This is a genomic window from Pseudomonas vancouverensis (genome assembly GCF_004348895.1).
Classification (GTDB): domain Bacteria; phylum Pseudomonadota; class Gammaproteobacteria; order Pseudomonadales; family Pseudomonadaceae; genus Aquipseudomonas; species Aquipseudomonas vancouverensis.
On the sequence record NZ_RRZK01000007.1, the window covers coordinates 527,845 to 548,349 of the forward strand.

At 60.2% G+C, this 20,505-nt stretch carries 18 protein-coding genes; 10 read left to right on the forward strand and 8 right to left on the reverse strand.

All coding sequences use genetic code 11. The features are described from left to right. Positions 1 to 143: 143 nt before the first annotated feature. Positions 144 to 1,349, reverse strand: coding sequence for a zinc metallochaperone GTPase ZigA (zigA, locus tag EIY72_RS06865; RefSeq protein WP_093228415.1), 1,206 nt, complete (start codon positions 1,347 to 1,349; stop codon positions 144 to 146). 146 nt (positions 1,350 to 1,495) lie between these two features. Here zigA and EIY72_RS06870 point away from each other — a divergent pair, with 146 nt between their 5' ends. Beyond that, positions 1,496 to 1,873, forward strand: coding sequence for a glutamine synthetase (locus EIY72_RS06870; RefSeq protein WP_093228413.1), 378 nt, complete (start codon positions 1,496 to 1,498; stop codon positions 1,871 to 1,873). Here EIY72_RS06870 and EIY72_RS06875 read toward each other — a convergent pair. After that, positions 1,870 to 3,066 (reverse strand): N-acetylmuramoyl-L-alanine amidase, encoded by a 1,197-nt coding sequence (locus EIY72_RS06875; protein ID WP_093228410.1) that lies wholly within the window; start codon positions 3,064 to 3,066, stop codon positions 1,870 to 1,872. The genes EIY72_RS06870 and EIY72_RS06875 overlap by 4 nt on opposite strands. 85 nt (positions 3,067 to 3,151) lie before the next feature. Here EIY72_RS06875 and folE2 point away from each other — a divergent pair, with 85 nt between their 5' ends. Genes folE2 through EIY72_RS06910 form a run of 7 tightly spaced genes read left to right on the forward strand, consistent with a single transcriptional unit; the run spans position 3,152 to position 9,294 of the window. Beyond that, positions 3,152 to 4,048 carry a GTP cyclohydrolase FolE2 gene (folE2, locus tag EIY72_RS06880; RefSeq protein WP_093230778.1) on the forward strand — a complete coding sequence of 299 codons (897 nt, stop codon included), beginning with the start codon at positions 3,152 to 3,154 and terminating at the stop codon, positions 4,046 to 4,048. After that, a complete protein-coding gene (locus tag EIY72_RS06885) occupies positions 4,045 to 4,719 on the forward strand; it encodes a metal ABC transporter ATP-binding protein (protein ID WP_093228407.1) in 675 nt (224 codons plus the stop codon). Before folE2 ends, EIY72_RS06885 begins: the two co-directional genes overlap by 4 nt. Next, positions 4,719 to 5,585, forward strand: a complete 867-nt coding sequence (locus EIY72_RS06890; protein ID WP_093228404.1) for a metal ABC transporter permease — start codon at positions 4,719 to 4,721, stop codon at positions 5,583 to 5,585. The genes EIY72_RS06885 and EIY72_RS06890 overlap by 1 nt, the downstream gene beginning before the upstream one ends. A gap of 11 nt (positions 5,586 to 5,596) precedes the next feature. Then, positions 5,597 to 6,472: a metal ABC transporter substrate-binding protein gene (locus EIY72_RS06895; protein ID WP_093228401.1), complete on the forward strand. Its 876-nt coding sequence runs from the start codon at positions 5,597 to 5,599 to the stop codon at positions 6,470 to 6,472. Then, complete coding sequence (locus EIY72_RS06900) at positions 6,469 to 7,029, forward strand: gamma carbonic anhydrase family protein (protein ID WP_093228398.1); 561 nt, start codon at positions 6,469 to 6,471, stop codon at positions 7,027 to 7,029. The genes EIY72_RS06895 and EIY72_RS06900 overlap by 4 nt, the downstream gene beginning before the upstream one ends. Positions 7,030 to 7,031: 2 nt before the next feature. After that, entirely contained in the window at positions 7,032 to 8,369 is a 1,338-nt protein-coding gene (locus EIY72_RS06905; protein WP_093228395.1) for a dihydroorotase, read from the forward strand. A gap of 31 nt (positions 8,370 to 8,400) precedes the next feature. Beyond that, positions 8,401 to 9,294 (forward strand): His/Gly/Thr/Pro-type tRNA ligase C-terminal domain-containing protein, encoded by an 894-nt coding sequence (locus EIY72_RS06910; RefSeq protein WP_093228392.1) that lies wholly within the window; start codon positions 8,401 to 8,403, stop codon positions 9,292 to 9,294. A gap of 54 nt (positions 9,295 to 9,348) precedes the next feature. Here EIY72_RS06910 and EIY72_RS06915 read toward each other — a convergent pair whose 3' ends face one another. Further along, the gene (locus tag EIY72_RS06915; RefSeq protein ID WP_093228389.1) at positions 9,349 to 9,870 is read right to left on the reverse strand and encodes a DUF3617 domain-containing protein; all 522 of its coding nucleotides are present in this window, start codon (positions 9,868 to 9,870) and stop codon (positions 9,349 to 9,351) included. 132 nt (positions 9,871 to 10,002) lie between these two features. Here EIY72_RS06915 and cls point away from each other — a divergent pair, with 132 nt between their 5' ends. Beyond that, the gene (cls, locus tag EIY72_RS06920) at positions 10,003 to 11,442 is read left to right on the forward strand and encodes a cardiolipin synthase (protein WP_093228387.1); all 1,440 of its coding nucleotides are present in this window, start codon (positions 10,003 to 10,005) and stop codon (positions 11,440 to 11,442) included. Here cls and cfaB read toward each other — a convergent pair. The 5 genes from cfaB to hflK (EIY72_RS06945) all read right to left on the reverse strand — a co-directional run bounded on the left by cfaB (position 11,439) and on the right by hflK (EIY72_RS06945) (position 18,802). Further along, positions 11,439 to 12,623, reverse strand: coding sequence for a C17 cyclopropane fatty acid synthase CfaB (cfaB, locus tag EIY72_RS06925; protein ID WP_093228384.1), 1,185 nt, complete (start codon positions 12,621 to 12,623; stop codon positions 11,439 to 11,441). The genes cls and cfaB overlap by 4 nt on opposite strands. 212 nt (positions 12,624 to 12,835) lie before the next feature. Beyond that, complete coding sequence (locus EIY72_RS06930; RefSeq protein WP_093228382.1) at positions 12,836 to 14,746, reverse strand: cation-translocating P-type ATPase; 1,911 nt, start codon at positions 14,744 to 14,746, stop codon at positions 12,836 to 12,838. Then, positions 14,743 to 15,801: a protease modulator HflK gene (gene hflK / locus EIY72_RS06935; protein WP_093228380.1), complete on the reverse strand. Its 1,059-nt coding sequence runs from the start codon at positions 15,799 to 15,801 to the stop codon at positions 14,743 to 14,745. The genes EIY72_RS06930 and hflK (EIY72_RS06935) overlap by 4 nt, the downstream gene beginning before the upstream one ends. Further along, positions 15,798 to 16,844 carry a protease modulator HflC gene (gene hflC / locus EIY72_RS06940; RefSeq protein ID WP_093228378.1) on the reverse strand — a complete coding sequence of 349 codons (1,047 nt, stop codon included), beginning with the start codon at positions 16,842 to 16,844 and terminating at the stop codon, positions 15,798 to 15,800. The genes hflK (EIY72_RS06935) and hflC overlap by 4 nt, the downstream gene beginning before the upstream one ends. Then, complete coding sequence (gene hflK / locus EIY72_RS06945) at positions 16,841 to 18,802, reverse strand: protease modulator HflK (protein ID WP_093228376.1); 1,962 nt, start codon at positions 18,800 to 18,802, stop codon at positions 16,841 to 16,843. The genes hflC and hflK (EIY72_RS06945) overlap by 4 nt, the downstream gene beginning before the upstream one ends. A 216-nt stretch (positions 18,803 to 19,018) precedes the next feature. On the opposite strand from hflK (EIY72_RS06945), the gene lpdA reads away from it, so the two are divergent. After that, the gene (lpdA, locus tag EIY72_RS06950) at positions 19,019 to 20,419 is read left to right on the forward strand and encodes a dihydrolipoyl dehydrogenase (protein WP_093228373.1); all 1,401 of its coding nucleotides are present in this window, start codon (positions 19,019 to 19,021) and stop codon (positions 20,417 to 20,419) included. Positions 20,420 to 20,505: the final 86 nt, after the last annotated feature.

Genomic DNA, 20,505 nt, shown 5'->3' on the forward strand with positions numbered 1-20,505 from the left:
GCGTCTGAAAAAAGTCATGGAAGCCGCGCTTTGGCTGGTTGTCGACTCGTGCTGCAGCGCCCGGATCACCAATATGCCTCAGCGGCAGCCCATTCACTATGACGCAGTGCCCGACCATGCCGACTTATTGCTGCCCCCGTCCTTCAAGCCACTTCTTCATACCAGGGGCCAAACGGATCAGGCAACGAACGCCACCCCTCCTCGCCTAGCACCATTTCCTCATCGCTCAGCAGGCAAGCGTCAAGTTCGGCCGTGAGCTGTGCGAAGTCGATGTTCTGGCCGATAAACACCAGTTCCTGACGGCAGTCGCCGCTGTCGGGCCGCCAGTTTTTCATGATCCCGGACATGCTCTCCATGTCTTGCGGCCATTGGTTTTTCGGTACGAAACGCCACCAGCGGCCGGCAAAACCGTAGCGCATCAAGCCACCGGCCTGCGACCAACTGCCGGCATCCGTGTGCTTGTTCGCCAGCCAGAAAAATCCCTTGGAGCGCAGCAGCCTGCCGTTTTCCCAGGCCCCGTTGATGAAGTTGAAGAAGCGCTGTGGATGAAACGGCCTGCGTGCCCGATAGGCGCTGGAGGCAATGCCATATTCCTCGGTTTCCGGCACATGCTCGCCGCGCAGTTCCTTAAGCCAACCCGGCGCCTGGGCGGCGTTTTCAAAATCAAAGCGGCCGGTGTTGAGGATTTGCCGCAAAGGAATCTCGCCCATGACCATGGGAAAAATCGCCGCGCGGGCGTTGAGCCGTTGAAGAATGGCAATCAGCTCCTCGCGCTCACGCTGGCTGATCAAGTCGATCTTGCTGACCAGAATCACATCGGCAAACTCGACCTGCTCGATCAACAGCTCGGCAATCGAGCGTTCGTCCTCTTCGCCAAGCGCTTCGCCCCGCGAAGCAACGTTTTCGGCGGTCTGATAGTCGAGCAGGAAGTTCATGCCGTCGACCACGGTAACCATGGTGTCGAGGCGAGCGATGTCGCTGAGGCTCTGGCCGTTTTCATCGCGGAAGGTGAAGGTTTCCGCTACGGGCAGCGGCTCGGAGATACCCGTGGATTCGATCAGCAGATAATCAAAACGCCCCTCCCCGGCGAGCTGTGCCACTTCCTTCAACAGGTCTTCACGTAACGTACAGCAAATACAGCCATTACTCATTTCCACGAGCTTTTCTTCAGCATGGTTCAAGCTGACATCACGCTGAACTTCGCTGCCATCGACGTTGATTTCGCTCATATCATTGACGATGACCGCCACCCGCAGACCTTCGCGATTACGTAGTATGTAATTAAGTAATGTACTTTTCCCGGCACCCAGAAAACCAGATAGGACGGTCACGGGAAGTCGATTAGGCATCAGGTATTCCTCACAAGGGGATGCCCGGTCGCTGAGCCGGGCTTTATTCAATGTTATATTATAACAACACAAATAAACCATCCCCTCTATTGCCCATCCCGGTAAAGAACGGGATGCTGGACATCGTTCAACCCGTGAGAAAATCAATGCGCACCGCCCTGAAACTCGCCGTTATGAGCTTTTGCATGCTGATAGCCGCCAATACCCAGGCGCAGATACCGAACCTGGCCAAGTGCACCCGCAGCGCGAATCTCCTGGCCTGCATCGATCAGGATGGCAACGCCTACAGCGTCAACACGGTTGGCAGCACGATCTATTTGCGCGGCTTCGAAGCCATCGGCAAGCGCTACTGGGCACAGACCAGCAGCCGCTATGGGCAACTGACGTTTTTCACCGGCATTGCTTCCGATGGCGAGGCCTGGGTCGGCTACAACCAGCGAGTCGGCTGGACCACGATCAACCGGTTTTCCAGCTCCGGTGGCAGCAGCGGAAAATTTACCTGTAGCCGCCTCTCAGGCTGCTAGGCCTGGTTTTTTTGCTGTTCCTGCTGCCAGGCCAGGTAGCTGTTGATCGGCGGGTTCTTCTGAAAGTAGCGCTGCAGCCCTTCGAACAAGCCGTCAGCCACCGCCTGTTGATGGCGCGCAGTCACCAGGCGCTGGCTGTCGCGAACGTTGGAGATGAACCCGGTCTCCACCAGGATCGAAGGCACATCCGGCGACTTCAATACCGCAAATCCGGCCTGCTCCACGCGTTTCTGATGCAACGTAGTGATGCCTGCGAGGCTGCCGAGTACCGTACTGCCCAATTGCAGACTGGCGGCGATGGTGGCGTTCATCGACATGTCGAGAATCACCCCGGCCAGCATCGGGTCCTTGTCTTTGAGATTGAGCAGGCTGGTCGCGCCCAGAAGGTCCGCGCCGTTCTCCCGCTGCGCCATGAAACGTGCCGTAGCCGACGTTGCGCCCCCTTCGGACAGGCAATACACCGACGCTCCCGATGCCGTCAGCCGCGGTGCGGCATCGGCATGCACGGAAATGAACATGTCGGCATTGTGCTTGCGCGCGATCTCCACGCGCTTGCGTAGCGGGACGAAAAAATCGTCGTTACGCACCAGCTTCACATCAAAGCCTTTTTCCCGCTTCAGGCGCTTGGCCAACAACTGAGCGATGGACAGCACAACGTCCTTTTCCCGCTCGCCCTTGGCACCGATCGCCCCAGGGTCCTTGCCGCCATGACCGGGGTCGACAACAACCATGATGTCTCGCTTGGGGTGCTGCTTATCGATGGATTTTGTCGGAGCCGAGGCCATCTGCTGCGGCATGGCGGTCTTCAGATCCAGGACCAATCGATGGCCTTGGCCCTCCTGTGGCGGCAGCAGAAAGCTGGATAGCTGAACCGGGCTACGCAGATCCAGAACGATTCGTGTGTCGCCCTGGCCGGAATGTCCGGAGCGAATCGAACGGATCACACTGTCGCCGAGCGCCAGCTGACTGAAATCGCCACTGAGGTTGGCGCCGCTCAAGTCGATGATCAAACGCTCCGGCGAACTCAAGCTGAAGGTCTTGTACTGCACCGCGCCACTCAGATCGAACACCAGTCGCAGCTTGTCATCCGACCGCCAAAGTCGGGCGTTGCGAATCTGGGTGGCTGAGAGATCAAAGGGCAAGGCAAAAGCTGTGCTGGCCAGTAACAGGTTGAGCAAGTGACGTCTGTGCATGGTGAAAGCCGCTCGTGAAAAAGCTATCGTGAAATGCATTGTTATACTATAACATGAAAAATCTACTACCACGATGGACCTGCTCATGAATGCGCTGACTCTGCCGGATATCGCCGCGCAGGCCTCACGCCAAGCCCTGCCACTGGAGTGGGTGGGCATGTGTGGCATTGCTCTTCCCGTTTTATTCGATGGCCAACGGCTTGCTGCAACGGTCGATGCAGGGGTCAGTCTCGACGATGGCAATGCACGCGGCATTCATATGTCACGGCTCTATCTGGCCCTTGAAATGCTTGAGCGGGAATCGCTCTCCCCCGACCTGTTGCGGCAAGTGCTGGAGCGTTTTCTTGAGAGTCATGAGGGTCTGGCCGATAGCGCATACCTGAAAATTAGCGCCGACTTGATGCTGAAAAGACCAGCGCTGATCAGCCCGCTTGCCGGATGGAAGAGCTACCGCGTGAGCATCAATGCCCGCCTGAAAAACGCAATGTTCCACGTGGAACTAAAAACCGAGGTGCCGTACTCCTCGACCTGCCCCTGTTCAGCGGCGCTGTCCCGCCAGTTGATTCAGCAGCAATTCATCGACGATTTTGCCAATCGACCGCTGCAACACGCAGACATTCTGGCGTGGCTGGGCTCCACCAACGGCATCGTTGCAACACCCCACAGCCAACGCAGCCAGGCGACATTGCGCGTAATGCTGGATGACTTTCTCGACGAGTTTCCGTTGATTGCACTGATCAACGACGCGGAAGCCGCACTCGCCACCCCCGTGCAAACCGCAGTCAAACGCGCCGACGAGCAAGCCTTTGCCCTGGCCAATGGGCAGAATCTGATGTTCTGCGAAGACGCGGCGCGACGATTGAATCTTGCGCTGAAGCGCTCCCCAGGCATCCGCGCTTTCCATGCCCGTGTCGTCCACGCAGAAAGCCTGCACGCTCACGATGCCGTCGCCGAAACACACTTCAACTGGGAGGCAAGATGATCCGTTGCCAGTCACTCAGTTGGGGAGCGCCGGGCCAGCCACTGACTCCCCCGGTGGATTTGGAGCTGACCAAAGGCAGCCTGACAGCGGTGATCGGCGCCAACGGAACGGGAAAAAGCAGTTTGCTGAAGGTGATCGCAGGCCTGCAAAAACCGCTGAGTGGCCGGGTGAAACTGGACGTCTCCGGCAATGGAGGCATTTCATTTCTACCTCAGCAGCAATATCTCGACAGGCAATTTCCGATCAGCCTGCATGAACTGGTCAGCGCGGGCTTCTGGGGCAGCAAGCAGCCTGCGCAAGTACGTCGGCAGCTACTGGCAAACGTCCTCGAAAACTGGAACCTGGCCGGACTTGAACACCGCCCGTTGATGGCGCTTTCCGGGGGCGAGTTGCAACGCGCGTTACTCGCTCGATTGAGTCTGAGTGAGTCACCGCTGCTGCTCCTCGATGAGCCACACGCGGCCCTCGATGAGCTCGGTCAGGAGTTGCTGTGGAAACACATTCATCAATGGCACGCCGAGGACCGGACGCAGGTTGTTGTTTGCCATGACCTTGCCGCAGTCCGCCAACACATGCCACAGACCCTGCTGATCAAAAACAGCGGCTGTCTTTTCGACTCAAGCAACGTGCTGATTCAGCCTCAAGCGCAACCCTGCCGAGTAGCCTGCTGATGATTGCCACGATGCCCCTCTGGCAACCGTTCCACGAGTTCGTCTTCATGCGCAGGGCATTGATCGGCGGCCTGGTCCTGGCGTGCAGCACCGCCCCTCTGGGTGTGTTTCTGATTCTGCGCCGCATGAGCCTGATCGGCGATGCCGTGGCCCACGGCATCCTCCCAGGTGCGGCATTGGGTTTCTGGTTCGCCGGTTTGAGTCTGCCTGCCTTGACCCTCGGTGGCCTCGGTGCAGGTCTGGGCATGGCAGGCCTCGCCGCGTGGATCACCCGCCGTACCGGGCTGCGGGAGGACGCCAGCCTGGCTGCGATCTATCCGATATCGCTGGCCAGCGGTGTGCTGATCCTGGGCATCGCCGGTAAACGCCTGGACCTCCTGCACCTGTTGTTCGGCTCCGCCCTGGCGGTCGACGGCCCGACATTGACCGGCATGCTCTGGGTCTCGGGCATCAGCCTGGTCGCCATGGCACTCATCTACAAAACCTTGCTCCTGGACACTCTCGACCCGCTGTTCCTGCAAACCGTCAGCCGATTGGGTCCACTGGCCCATGGCGTGTTCCTGACATTGGTCGTGCTCAATCTGGTCATCGGCTTCCAGGCCATCGGCGCGCTGATGGTGGTCGGCTTGATGATGTTGCCTGCCGCCGCTTCACGATTCTGGAGCCGCAACCTGCCTGTGTTGATGCTCATCGCCGCGCTGCTCGGTTGCCTCTCGGTGTGGATCGGCCTGCTGATCTCGTTCTACTACTCAGTGCCCAGCGGCCCGGCCATCGTGCTGATAGCGGGTGTTCTGTATCTGTTGTCCGTGGTGTTCGGACCGGTGCATGGCTTGTTGCGCCGCCCGCCTTTGCTCACATCCCAATGAGGAGTTTCACGATGCGCGTTTTACTCGTGCTGTGCAGTTTGCTGCTGTCGATGTCGCTGTCCGCCGCGGAAAAACTTCAGGTGGTCACCAGTTTCAGCATCCTCGCCGACATCACCCATCAGATCGGTGGCGAGCATATCCAGATCACCAACATGGTCGGGCCCGACGCCGATGCGCACACTTACGAACCGACTCCGGACGACGCCAAGGCACTGCTGAAGGCCAAATTGATCATCAAGAACGGCTTGGGTTTTGAACCCTGGCTGGATCGCCTGGTAACCAGCACCGAGACCCGGGCACCGGTCATCAGCGCCAGCCACGGCGTGATTCCGCGCAGCCTCGATGAAGACGGCGAAACGGTTCCGGATCCGCATGCGTGGCATAACCTGGCGAACGCCGAACTGTATGTCGCCAACATCACCAAGGCATTGATCACGGCCGACCCTGCCAACAAAGCCGACTATCAACAAAACAGTCAGGCCTACCTGAAAGAGGTTCATGCCCTCCTGGTCGAAGCCAAGGCCAAGCTCGGTTCGCTGCCGCCTGGCAACCGCAAGATAGTGACCTCCCACGATGCCTTCGGTTATCTCGGCCAGGCCTACGGTATCGATTTCATGGCGCCTCAAGGGTTGTCCACCGAACGTGAACCTTCCGCCGCCGAAGTGGCCGCACTGATTACCCAGATTCGTCAGGACAAGGTCAAAGCCGTGTTCATGGAAAACATCAAGGACGCCCGCCTGCTCAAGCAGATCGCCGATGAAAGTGGCGCACGGATTGGCGGCACGCTGTACTCCGATGCACTCGCGGCCAGCGGCCCGGCGAGCACCTTCACCGGCCTGTTCGAACACAACCTGAACACCCTCTACAACGCATTGAGCCAACCATGATCCGCAAGAACCCTTCCGGTGATTTGCCGGTGATTGCCAAGTCGGCTTACGTGGACAAGACCGCCATCATCTGCGGCAAAGTGGTGATCGGCGAAAACGTCTTCGTCGGTCCCTATGCCGTGATACGTGCAGACGAAGTCGACGAATCCGGCGCCATGCAGCCCATTACCATCGGCGCCAATTCCAACATTCAGGATGGTGTGGTCATTCACTCGAAGTCCGGTGCAGCGGTGACCATCGGCGAGTTCAGTTCCATCGCCCACCGCTCGATCGTGCATGGACCGTGCTCGGTAGGCGACCGCGTGTTCATCGGCTTCAACAGCGTGCTGTTCAACTGCGTGGTCGGTGACGGTTGCGTGGTGCGGCATAACTCGGTGGTCGACGGTCGAGACCTGCCCGAAGACTTCTACGTGCCTTCCACCACACGAATAGGCCCCACTACCGACCTCTCGCAGTTCCCGCCGGTGAGCGTCAGTGCCTCGGAGTTTTCCGAAGACGTGGCGCGCACCAACGTTGATCTGGTGCGCGGCTACAAGGCCCTGCAAAACGAGTTCTGAGCATGAACAGCGTGTTGATTCGCAATGCCCGGTTAGTGAACGAGGGTCGTGAGTTCGACGCCGACCTGTTAGTGAGCAACGGGCGAATCGTCAAGATTGCCAGCAGCATCAACGATGAAAAGGCCGACCAGGAAATCGATGCCGAAGGCCATTGGTTGCTCCCCGGCATGATCGACGATCAGGTGCATTTCCGTGAACCCGGGGCCCCCGACAAGGGCAGCTTCTACAGCGAATCGCGGGCGGCGGTGGCCGGTGGGATCACCAGCTTCATGGACATGCCGAACACCCTGCCGGCGACCCTGACACTTGCCGCACTGGCGGACAAGAAGCGCCGCACTGCCACCAGCTCCGTGGCCAACTACGGCTTTCATTTCGGCGTCAGCAACGACAACCTCGACACCGTCGCCGCGCTCAATCCCTGTGAGGTTGCCGGGGTAAAGGTGTTCATGGGGGCCTCGACCGGCAACATGCTGGTGGACGACCCGCGGATTCTAGAGCGGCTGTTTGCCGAGGTGCCGACTATTCTGCTGGCTCACTGCGAGCACACGCCGAGCATAGATGCCAACGTAGCGAGGTGGCGAGACCGCCATGGCGAATCCATACCTCCCAGCGCTCACCCACTGATTCGCGATGCCGAAGCCTGTTTTCGTTCATCCTCGATGGCCGTGGCATTAGCGAAGACCTTCGGCACCCGCCTGCACGTCCTGCACCTCACCACCGCCCGCGAACTGGCTTTGTTCGAAGACAAGCCGCTGGCACAAAAACGCATCACCGCCGAAGTGTGCTTGCATCATCTGTTGTTCGACGACCGCGACTATCCGTTGTTGGGCAACCTGATCAAGTGCAACCCGGCGATCAAGACACAGGCGGATCGTGATGCCTTGCGCCAGGCGCTACTGAGCAACCGACTGGATGTCATCGGCAGCGACCACGCCCCGCACACCTGGGCGGAAAAACAGCGCCCCTACCCACAAGCGCCCTCCGGCCTGCCACTGGTGCAACACGCCCTGCCCGCGCTCCTCGAACTGGTAGCCGACAAGGTCTTGCCGATCGCCACCCTGGTGGCGAAAACCAGTCATCGCGTCGCCGACCTGTTCGCCATTCCCGATCGGGGGTATCTTCGCGAAGGTTACTGGGCAGATCTGGTGCTGATCAAACCCGAACCCGGCGGTGTTGCCGTCAGCACCCAACCGGTTCTGTCGCAATGCGCCTGGACACCGTTCGCCCGCCAGCGCTTTCGCCACCGTGTCAGCACCACGATCGTCTCGGGCCACGTTGTCTGGCACGACCAACGTCTTAATGACAGTTTAATGGGCTTGCCCCTACGGTTTATGCGATAACGCTCGTTAGTTGCACATGAGTACGCCGACCATGATCCGGATCACCCTGCCCGATGGTTCATTGCGTGAATACGACCAGCCGCTGTCTGTGCATGAGGTGGCCGCGAGCATCGGCGCCGAATTAGCCAGTGCAGCCGTTGCCGGTCGGGTGGACGGTGTGCTCGTGGACTGTGAACACCTGATCGACGCGGATGCCAGGGTCAGCATCGTTACGCCACGGGAACCGGATGGGCTGGAAATCCTGCGACGCTCCTGTGCATTGATGCTGGCCATGGCGGTCAAGCAACTGCATCCCCATGCACAGCTGCGCGAAGGTTCAGAGCTGGGGGACGGGTTCTTCTACGAGTTCACCTCCGAGCGGCCGCTCAGCCCGACCGACCTGCCCGGAATTGAAGCGCGCATGCAGGCATTGGCCGCGACCAATCACTCGATCCGTCGGCAGCCTCTGCCATCCCTCGAAAAAGGTCTTTCGCTGTACCGTCTGGGCGACACCGAGTATCAATCCCGGGGACCGCATGTCCCCGCCACCAAAGTCTTGCAGGCCTTCGCGCTCGATCACATCAGCGGCACGCTGCAGCAAAGGATCTACGGCACTTGTTGGTCCAGCCACCAGGAGCTGCAGTACTGGCAGATCCCGCCCAAGGTCGTGGTTGTCAGCATGGATGATCGGCAGACGGCTTACGCGCAGGCAGTGACGGAAACCTTGCGCCAGAACGGCGTTCGCGCGCGAGCAGACCTGCGTAACGAAAAAGTCCGCTACAAGATTCGTCAGCACAGCCAATCCGTACCGTACCTGGTGGTGATCGGGGAGAAGGAGCAAACGGGTGGATTCGTCAGTGTACGCAGCCGAACCGGAGAGGATTTCGGCCGGATGGGCGTCGAGGCGGCTTGTCAGTGGCTTAGTCAGCCTGAAGACGGTGAATAACTGGAATAACGCCATCGCGAGCAGGCTCGCTGCTCGCGAAGGTTGTTGAAAAAATCAGGCTCTCGGTTTCACAGTCCCGCAATCCTGCCCCAACCAGACGGCACGGGATTCCAGGCTGCCCTTCTGCTGAATACCGGTGGCATTGAAGGTGCCGTTGACCTTGGTGGTGAACTCACGATCGCTGACAAAGGTGGCCACGCCGGCGCCCTGGGCTCTCGGGCAACTGAAGCGGAATTTCCACTGATTGCCGGAACGGTCGGTGATTTCCTGTTTGCAGCCCGATTGCGGATCGGTCAGCGGAATATTGTCTGTCTTGACCTGCTCCGGGGTAAGGCACGCGCGAACGCCCTTACCGCCAATGGTGATGCCCTGCTTTTCCAGCTGCGCACGTTGTGCCGGGGTCATCTGGCCCTGAAGCTGGCCGAGGATCAATTGCAGATCGGGCATGTTCTGGTCATCGACCTTCATGTTGCTTGTGGTCAGCTCCCACAGCCCCGGTTGCAGCATCTGCGCCTGAGCGACTACAGGAAGTGCCAAACCCAGAGCCATGGCCAAACCCAGCAGACGAACGTTCATCGAGTAACTCCTGATCAGTAGTGGCCGTTAGACGTCAGCCGCAAGCTTCGGTTCATGGGCCAATTAATTAGCGACATTCTGCACGGAACATGGTCTGTTAAGCACTGAATCTTCAGGAGCAAGGCTGCCCCCATGGATTATTTTGGCCCACACATTTTCGGTTACACCATCGCCCTGCTGCATTCGCTCGGCATGATCGCGGCAATTCACGCCGTATTGACCGTCCGTACCGCCCAAGGCTCGATCGCCTGGGCCCTGTCGCTGATCTTCATTCCTTACCTGACCCTCATCCCGTACCTGGTGTTCGGCCGCAGCACGTTCGACGGCTACATCAAGGCACGGCGCCAGGCCAACGAGGAAATGCGCAAGGCCATCTCCGAACTCAACTGGCGCCCCTGGGTAGAAGAAGCACTGACGGCCCGCGCCTCCTCCGCGTACGACACCCTCAGGGCGATGCCGAAACTGGGCAACATGCCGTGCCTGGCCAACAATGAAGTGCATCTGCTGATCAATGGCAAGGCCACCTTCGACGCGATATTCGAAGCCATCAGCCAGGCAAAGGAAGCCGTGCTGATCCAATTCTTCATCGTTCACGACGACCGCCTCGGCCAGCGCCTGCAAACGCTGCTGCTGAAGAAAGCGGCCGAAGGCGTGGCGGTCTACCTGTTGTATGACCGCATCGGCAGCCATTCCCTGCCCCACAGTTATGCACAGAAGTTGCGCGACGGCGGTGTCGAGGTGAAAGCCTTTGCCACTCGCAGCGGCTGGCTCAACCGGTTTCAGGTCAATTTCCGTAATCACCGCAAAGTCGTGGTCGTCGATGGCATGCTGGGGTTTGTCGGCGGGCACAACGTCGGCGACGAATACATGGGCGAAAAACCGCCCTTGGCGCCCTGGCGCGATACCCACGTACAGGTCCGCGGACCGGTGGTGGCCAACATGCAGGAGTCCTTCGCCGAAGACTGGTTCTGGGCTGCGCGCTCACTGCCGCCGTTGATCCTGCCGGAGGTGTATCCGGAAGATGGCGTGCTGTGCCAGCTACTCGCCAGCGGCCCCGCCGACGCTTACGAAACCTGCTCACTGTTTTTCGTCGAAGCCATCCACGCAGCGACCGAACGGGTGTGGATCACCACCCCGTACTTCATCCCCGATGAAGCGGTGTTCGCGGCCCTGCGCCTGGCTGTGTTGCGCGGTGTGGATGTGCGGATCCTGCTTCCCTCGCGTCCGGACCACCGCATCGTCTACGCCGCCTCCAGCCTTTACGCTTTTGAGGCCGTGCGCGCAGGCGTGCGGATGTTCCGTTACGAGCCCGGTTTCCTGCATCAGAAAGTGGTATTGATCGACAGTGAGATCAGCGCCATCGGCAGCGCCAACCTGGACAACCGTTCGTTCCGGCTGAATTTCGAAGTGATGTTGCTGACGGTCGACAGCGCCTTTGCCGCCGAAGTCGAGCACATGCTCAACGACGACTTTGCCCAGGCCCACGAAATCAACAAGGAAGAAGGCCGGGAGACCCACCGCCTGCAACAACTTGGCATGCGGATCGCCCGGCTTATTTCGCCGATTCTTTAAAGGTAGATGTCGTCACGTGTCCATGGCAATTCATGGCTGCCATCGGGATGAGCTTTGACGGCGAGGATCTGGTGCAGGTTGATCCAGCCCCGGGCGAACGCATACGCACAACCCGCCAGGTACAGACGCCAGATACGCAAGGCCTGTTCCGGCACCAGTTTGGCGGCGGCCTCGAGGTTATCTTCCAGACGTTCGCTCCAGTGGTCCAGCGTGCGCGCGTAATGCAGGCGCAGGCTTTCCACGTCGACGATCTCCAGACCGGCCTCGCTGATCTCGGCGGAAATCATCGACAGGTGCGGCAACTCGCCATTGGGGAATACGTATTTTTCGATGAAGTCGCCGGCACCACGCCCCACCGGACGGCCATCGGTGTGCTTGGCGGTAATCCCGTGGTTCATCACCAGGCCGCCCTCTTTCACCGCGCCGAACAGGGTCTTGCAGTACTCGGCCAGATTGGCGTGACCGACGTGTTCGAACATGCCGACACTGACCACTTTGTCGAAGCGGCCATCCTGAGGCAGATCCCGGTAGTCGAGCAGTTGCAGTTCGACCATGTCTTCCAGACCTTCCGCTTTGACGCGCTCACGAGCCAGTTCCAATTGCTCTTTGCTCAAGGTGATGCCGAATACTTTCGCGCCGAATTCCCGCGCGGCGAAGCGCGCCAGCCCGCCCCAACCACAACCGACATCCAATAGATAGTCGCCGGGTTGCAGACGCAGCTTGCGGCAAAGATGACGGAATTTGGCTTGCTGGGCTTGCTCCAGGGTTTCACTGCCGGTCTCGAAATAGGCACAGGAATAGGCCATGTCACTGTCGAGCCACAGCTGATAAAACGCGTTGGAGAGGTCGTAATGATAGGAGATCGCCTTGGCGTCGGTCTCTTTGTCGTGGACGGTACGCACGGGCTGATTGTCGTCGTCATCCGCGAGCAAGGCCTGGCTCCATTCGTCACAGACCCTGATCACGTCGCTGATCGAGCCCTCAAGTTCCAGCTTGCCCTCGACAAAGGCTGCGCCGAGCGCGTCCAGACTTGGGTGCGTGAACTGGGTAACCATTTGCGGGTCCTTGACCACAATCGTGACGCTGGGCGTCGGCCCCAGATTGAACTCATGGCCGTCCCAGAGCCGCAGGCGAAGCGGTAGCTGCAGATTCTGTAAGGCCGGTGGAAGTTGCGCGAGCATGGATAATCCCCCTTGTTTCAGACGTCTGAACAGAGGGTAGACCATCTTTGAAAAATAGCAGGCTATCGATTTAATAGCCGTTTTCAATGACCCGAACCGCCTCGACCAGCCGATGCGAGTGCAAAAAAGATGCGCCCTCATTGTCAATGACTACAAAGCGGGCGCACAGTTCTAAAAATTTGAATCCGTTCAACACCCGCGTTTCAGAGCGTTCAAGCCTCATCCTTGAGCTTGAGCAAAGGCTCCTGGAACCGCAGCAGGCGCCCGGCATTGCCCAGCACCAGGAGCGTGCTGAGGTTATGCAGCAGTGCCGCAATCATGGCCCCCGCCGCACCGAGCCAGCCAAAAGCGGCAAAGGCCACGATTGCCAGCGTCCAGCCCAGGCCGATGATCACGTTGACCTGCAACGTCTGGCGACACTGACGGCTCAGCCGCACACAGGTCCCCAGCCGACGCAGATCACTGCCGATCAACACGATATCGGCCGACGCCAAGGCAATGTCGGCGCCGCCGGCACCCATGGCCACGCCCACCACACCGGCCTTGAGGGCCAGGGAATCGTTGATGCCGTCGCCGACCACCATCGGCCGGAAACCGCTGTCGATTTCCTTGAGCACGCGGTTGAGTTTGTCTTCGGGCAAGGCCTGCGCTTCAACGTCACTGATGCCGACATCGCGGGCCAGTGTCTGCGCCACGCTGTGACGATCGCCAGTCAGCAGCAACTGACGACCCAAGCCCAGTTCGCGCAGCTCGCTCAAGGCAAATTGCGCTTCCGGTTTGACGCTGTCGGCGAGCAACAGCCAGGCGAGGAATTCACCATTGAGCGCCAATCCGGCAATCGGACCGTCGTGCTCGGGAACCGTCGTAGTCGAGATGCCAAGCTGCGTGAACAACTCCGGCCGACCCAACGCCGCTTCGCCCTGTTCAGTCATTGCCACGACGCCCAGACCCTGACGCTCGTGAACATCCGACAACAGCAGGAAATGCTCCTGGGTCACCAGACTCGCGAGTGCACGGCTGACCGGATGGCTGCTGGCAGAGCCGAGGCTGGCAGCCAATTTGAGGACATGGCTGCGATCTTCCAGTGGGCTGTCTATGGATTGCAGGCGCAGGGTGCCGTAGGTCAGCGTGCCGGTCTTGTCCACCACCAGCGACGTCAGGTCCGCCAGCTCCTCAAGAAACGCCGAGCTGCGAATCAGGATGCCGTGGCGAGCCGCGACTGCAACACCGGCAATGGCCGTGGCCGGTGCCGACAACACCAGAGCGCAAGGGCAAGCCGCAACCAACACCGCGAGCATCGCCTGGGCATTGTTGGTGATGAACCAGGTCACGGCGGCCAGCAACAGGACCAGCACCATGTAGCTGCCCGCGTAGCGTTCCAGCAACCGCGTGATCGGCGGCTTGGAGCGCTCGGCGTTTTGCATCAGCGCGATGACTTTACCGAGGGTCGATTCATGCCCGGTGCGGGTGACTTCGATGCGCAGTAAACCATCCAGATTGATCGCGCCGCCGAACACTGGCATGCCGACACCCGCCTCCACCGGCACTGATTCGCCAGTGATGGATGCCGTGTCCAGGCTTGCCTGACCCGACAATACTCTGCCGTCCGCAGGCACGCGGTCACCGGCACGCACTTCGACCACATCGCCGGCCTTGAGCGTGCCGTTATCGACTTCGACGATCGAGCCGTCCGCCTGAACCTTGCGCGCATGGCTGCGGGTCAATTTGCCGAGGGCGTGAATCGCCTCCTGCGAACCGATCACACTGCGCTCTTCCAGCACGTGGCCGAAGATCATGATGATCGGCAGCAGCGCCGCCGTCAGTAGATCGCCAGTGGCCCAGGCGCCAAGCATGGCCAAGGCAATCAACTGATCGGTGATGCCGTGCAGGCTTGGATAACGCAGGCTGTACCAGGCCGAACGCATGACCGGTACCGCAACCAGCAAGGAGGCGAAGCCCAGCAGCAATTGGCTGACACCTGTTTGTTCCGGCGCCAGCCAGCGCCAGATCAAGCCCAGCGCCAAAAAGCCCAGGGCCAGCATGGCCAGAGTCAGTTGGCGTGCGGCACTGCGCTGTTCGGCCGAGGACAACATGCTCGGTGCAGCGGCGGTTTGCGCAGTCATTGTGCAGCTCCCTGAATGATCAGGCGGGAATCGTCTTTGGGATCAACCGTCGTCACCGAACCGGCCTGGCCGAGAATCTTCGGCATCCGCTCGCGGTAAATGCGCAGTAGCATTTGTGGATCGGTGCCTTGTTGTTGCGCTTTGGCCAGGCTCAAGACGGTGGCGGTGTCCGCCGATGCCTTGGCCAATCGTTCACTGGCCTGGGCATGGGCAACCTGCAAAGTACGGTCAGCTTGTTCGTTGGCAGTCTGGGTCAGCTTCTCGGCATCGGTGCGGGCGTTGGCCACCGCTTTGTCGGCTTGCTGGCTGGCCGTCAGTACGGCATTGAATGCATTCACCGCGGGGCTCGGCAGACTGGATTGCACATCGACCCGCGCCACTTCGATGCCCAGTCCCTGCCCCGTGGCGGCCAACTCAGCCAGTCGCTGATTGATGCCCTGCACCAGATCGCCGCGCAAGCGTTCGCGTCGTTCCGCCGCCTGACTGTCGGCGCCAATCAGTTCCGGGCGGGCAACCAATATGGTGTCCAGATCGCGCGCAGCTGTAAGTGCCACCGCACTGCGAGTGACCAGGCGATCCAGCGCCGGCAATACATGCTCCGCTTGCAGCACAAAGGCGTAAGGCTCCGTCACTTTGTAGAACACCCGGACATCGAGTTGCACCACACCGGCATCACCGGTCAGCAGGTAACCTGAACCGGCGAGGGCATCACTGATAGGTGTCGCGAAACTTGCGACGCGATCCGCTTGTACAGCGGCATCAGTACGCAGCAGGTTTTCCACTCGGCGTTCGATAACCCGGTCCGCCGCCGGCAGCAAAATCACCTGCTCGAAAGGACGTGGCCAGGCCAACAGCAAACCGGCGTTCTGGATTCGATCCAGCGCGCCGAAATGTAAAACCACGGCGCGGTTCTGTGGGTCGATCTGCCGCACATTGGAAAACGCCCAGGCTATCGCAGCGAGCACCGTCACCCCGTACAGGGCCAGAAATGCAAAGCGACCGGCCTGAATCCACGGGCTGCTCAACTCATTTGTTCCACGTGGAACCAAACTCATGGCTGCGATCCGGTTTTGCTATCAACGCTCGGCGGGCCATCAACCAGCACGCGAAACGGCGCAGCATCGGTGCGCAGAATCAGCTTGGTCCCCGGGGTGACGATGGTGCCCAGGGTGTCGAGCGAGCGCAGCAAGTTGTAAAGCTGCGGTGAACCCGCGTAGGCACGGCCATATATCTGCGCGGCCTCAACGCGGGATTGCGCCTCGATATCGGCAGCTTTCACCGTGGCATCCGCTTGCACGATTCGCGCATCCCGCTCAGCTGCAGAGCGAATCTGCGCCGCTTCACGTTTGCCAATGGCGGTCCGTTCGGTGGCGATGGTTTCACGCTCGGCACGCATTCGATCGACCGTGGCAGTGAGTGTCACCGACGGCAACGTCAGCCGTTCGATACCGACTTGCAGCACACGTACGCCATAAGTGGTGAGCAACTGCTGATCGATTTGCTTGCGCAGCTGCGCTTCAAAATCGGCGATGTGCACCTGACTTGAGTCGGTGTTGACCAGGTTCGCCAGATCGAAACTGCTGGCGGTGGTTTCCAGGGCCGAGCCGACAAAGGTACGAATTTGCCGGGCAGCTTCATCCGGCTGATTCTGCACGGCACGCATGAAGCGTTGCACATTGTCCGGATCGCCCTGCACCTGCCACGCTACGTAGGCTTGAACAATGATGCGTAAACCGTCACGCGTGCCCACATCCTGCAATCCGCTCGACGTGGTGCGCAGGCGCAGGTCGACCGGAATCGCCGCCTCGAACGGTGCAGGCCAGCGCCAGCCCAGTCCTGGCTCCAGCAGTACTCGCGACGGGTTGCCGAAACGGGTGATCACCGTGGCTTCGCCAGAGCGAACCTGCACCAGGCTCGCGGCGGCGACAGCGAAAGCCACCAGCAGCGCTGCCCAGCCCATCCGGCGCCATGGAAACGGTCCCGCCTCCTGTGGCTCGCCGTGGTGGTGATGGTGGTGATGACCGTGATGGTGATGCCCGCCATGGCCGTGATCGTGGCCGCTGTGGTCATCGTGATCGTGGGTGTGCGACTGGCTCAATTGGCAACTCCTGGCTGGGCGGTTTTACGCGACTGCGCAGGGTCTACCGGCAGCGTGAACGTACGGAGGTCGATGGTGGGCGCGTTGCTGCTGCCGCCCAGGCGATGGTCGAGCACCAACAACTTGGCGTTGGCCAGTCCCTGGGACAATTGGCCGAGATACTGTTCGAGCACAAAAGACTGGCCGGCGCTGGCAAAAGCTTTTTGTTCGGCGTTGAACTTCAGGTCTGCCGCTTGTGCACCCGCGTTGATTTCACGCGCACTCGCGGTGGCCTGATCGCGCGCGATGCTCGCCTGCAGTTGTGCCTGGTTGGTGGCTTCGGCAGCCGCGCCTCGCTCGCGAGCGATCAACGCTTGCGCGCCGATCTGCGCGGCTTGCACTCCGTGGTACGCATTGGCGGCCCCGGCTGGCGGATGAATCGCCTCGACCACCGTGGCAAGAATTTCCACGCCACTGTCGAGCTTCTGCAGATCGCCCTGGACGGCGCGACCAATCTCTTCGGCGAGCCCTTCCCTGTCCTCGCCGAGCAAACCGTCGAGGGTCCGCGAGGCAAAATCGTGGACCAGAATACGGCTGGCGGTGCTGCGGATCAGCGTTGGCACATCAGCGCTGTTGTAGGTTACCGCCAACGCCGCCTGATCGCTCAGGCCGATGCGATAGACAAAACGCACGTCCATGTTGACGATCTGGAAGCTCTGCTTGTCGCCACGACTGCTGGCGATCACCTGGGATTTGTCATTGACGTGGCTGGCGTCCCACAAGCGGTTGGCGATGGCAGGCGCCGGACCTTCAGCCGGGGCGACTTCGGTTGCAGTGCCCGCTTCACCGACACTGGTAGCCAACTCGTGAACCACACCGTTCTCAACGTTCAGCACCCGCCCCAAAGGCCAAGGCAAACCGGCATGCAAACCGGGACCGAAGACTTCCACCGGTTTGCCGAAACGTTCGTAGATGCCCCGCCCTTGCAGGGGAATTTCATGGATGCCGGTGAGCGACCAACCAATGATCGAGACGACCGCCACAACCGGCAGGAAGGCCCGGCGCATGTAAGTGAACGCCCAGATCTGCCGCAGGTCGATGCCGAAACGGTTGTGCAATTCATGCTGCAGTGCGACCAGAGGCTGCGGCGGCCAGCGCAGCATGTCAGCGACAAAACTGCGCGCCAGCAGGTCAGGCTCCAGGCGCTCGCGGCGTGGGCTGAACAGCGAAAGCACGGCGCGCAGCAGCAGTTCGAGCGCCACCAGCGCGGGCAGCAGGCCAATCAGCACCGCCAGACGCACCGGCCACACCGACGTGTCATCGGCAAACAACAGGCACAAAGCGCCAAGCACCAGGCTGATGATCACCACCCGGATCAACTGCGCGAGTGCCGTTGCCTCAGGCCATTGCGCGGTGTTTGCCTGGGCCAGATGGCGCTCCAGCACCAGCAGTCCGAACGCCAGCAACAGTGAGATCGCCGCGCCCAAGGTCGCGGAAAAACCCAGTGCGGCGGACGGCAAGGTCAGATCCCAGAACAGTTCCACGCACAGCAATGCCGCGAGCGACCAGCCACCCAACCACAACGTCGGGGCACCGATGTGTCGCAGCATGTTCAGCCAGCGTTGGCTGATCCGGTCCAGCAAGCGCTCGTACCAACCTGTCGGCGCAGGCGCTTGTTCATCGACAGCGATAACCGGCGCCACAGGGTTCAACGCGATTGCGCGCCACTGCGTCACCCACCCGGCCGACTGCAAACCGGCAACCAATACCAGCAGCGCCGCACTCTGGTTCATCAACCACGCCGGCCACAGCGTATGAGCGGCGAACAACGCAGCAAAAAAAGCCAACAACAACCCCGTGGCGGCAAGCGTACCCATCAAGAGGACGAGTTGGCGCAATCGCCGCCCCTGAAACACGGCCTGCTGAAAGCGTGGCAACCCGGCAACGGGTGCTTCATCAACTTCGAGATCGACTTGCATACCACCCCAGCGCTTGTTTTTTGCTCACATGACTATTCGTTACGATATAACGAAATAGGTAAAAAGTTCGTACAAAATCGCGCTATCTAAAGACGCTCAACCTGTCGCTTGCCTGAAGCCTTGACCGAAATGCGCTAAAACGCACATATTACGATCGTAATTTTTCTCAGGAACTACGTTTACCGATCCGATCCCCTTCCAGACAGGAGTACATCCATGAGCACTTACGACGTCGTGATACTCGGCGGAGGGCCAGGTGGCTATAACGCAGCGATCCGCGCCGGCCAGCTGGGCTTGAAAGCCGCATGCGTGGAAGGACGCGCCACCCTCGGCGGCACCTGTCTCAACGTTGGCTGCATGCCCTCCAAGGCACTGCTGCATGCCTCCGAACTGTATGACGCAGCCATGGGTGGGGAATTCGCCAACCTGGGGATCGAGGTAAAGCCCAGTCTCAACCTCGCGCAGATGATGAAACAGAAAGACGAGAGCGTGACCGGGCTGACCAAGGGCATCGAGTTCCTGTTTCGCAAGAACAAGGTCGACTGGATCAAAGGCTGGGGCCACATCGACGGGCCGGGCAAGGTGACAGTGACCGATAGCGCTGGTGGCAAGACCGAATTGAGTGCCAAGGACATCATCATCGCCACTGGCTCCGAGCCCACTCCCCTGCCGGGTGTGGACATCGATAACCAACGTATCCTCGATTCCACCGGCGCGCTGTCGCTCAAAGAGGTGCCCAAGCATCTGGTGGTGATCGGTGCTGGTGTCATCGGTCTGGAGTTGGGATCGGTGTGGCGGCGTCTCGGTGCTCAAGTCACTGTGGTCGAATTCCTCGACCGCATTTGCCCCGGTGTTGATGTGGAGGCAGGAAAAACCCTGCAGCGCTCCCTGGGCAAACAAGGTTTCAGCTTCAAGCTCGGTTCGAAAGTCACCAGCGCCACCACCTCCGCTAATGGTGTGCAATTGCGCGTCGAGCCTGCTGCGGGTGGTGAGGCCGAATTGATCGAAGCGGATTACGTGCTGGTGGCCATCGGCCGCCGACCTTATACACAGGGCCTGGGGCTGGAAAATGTCGGCCTCGCCACGGACAAGCGCGGCATGCTCGAGAACAAGGGCCATCGCACACAAGCGCCCGGGGTCTGGGTCATTGGTGACGTGACCAGCGGCCCGATGCTCGCGCACAAGGCCGAAGACGAGGCCATGGCCTGCGTCGAACAGATTGTCGGCAAGGCCGGCGAGGTCAATTACGAGCTGATCCCGAGCGTGATCTACACCAAACCGGAACTGGCCAGCGTCGGCAAGACCGAAGAACAGCTCAAGGCCGAAGGCCGTGCCTATAAGGTTGGCAAGTTCCCGTTTACCGCCAACAGCCGGGCCAAGATCAATCACGAAACCGAAGGCTTCGCCAAAGTGCTGGCCGATGAGCGCACGGATGAAATCCTCAGCGTACACCTGGTTGGCCCGAGCGTCAGTGAAATGATTGGTGAATATTGCGTGGCCATGGAGTTCAGTGCCTCGGCCGAAGACATCGCCCTGACCTGCCATCCGCACCCGACCCGCTCCGAGGCATTGCGTCAGGCGGCGATGAATGTGGAGGGGATGGCGACGCAGATGTAAAACCTTGATGTGTCGATTACCGCAGGACCGCTATCGCGAGCAAGCTCCCTCCCACAGGTACAGTGCAAACCTTGTAGGAGCCAGTT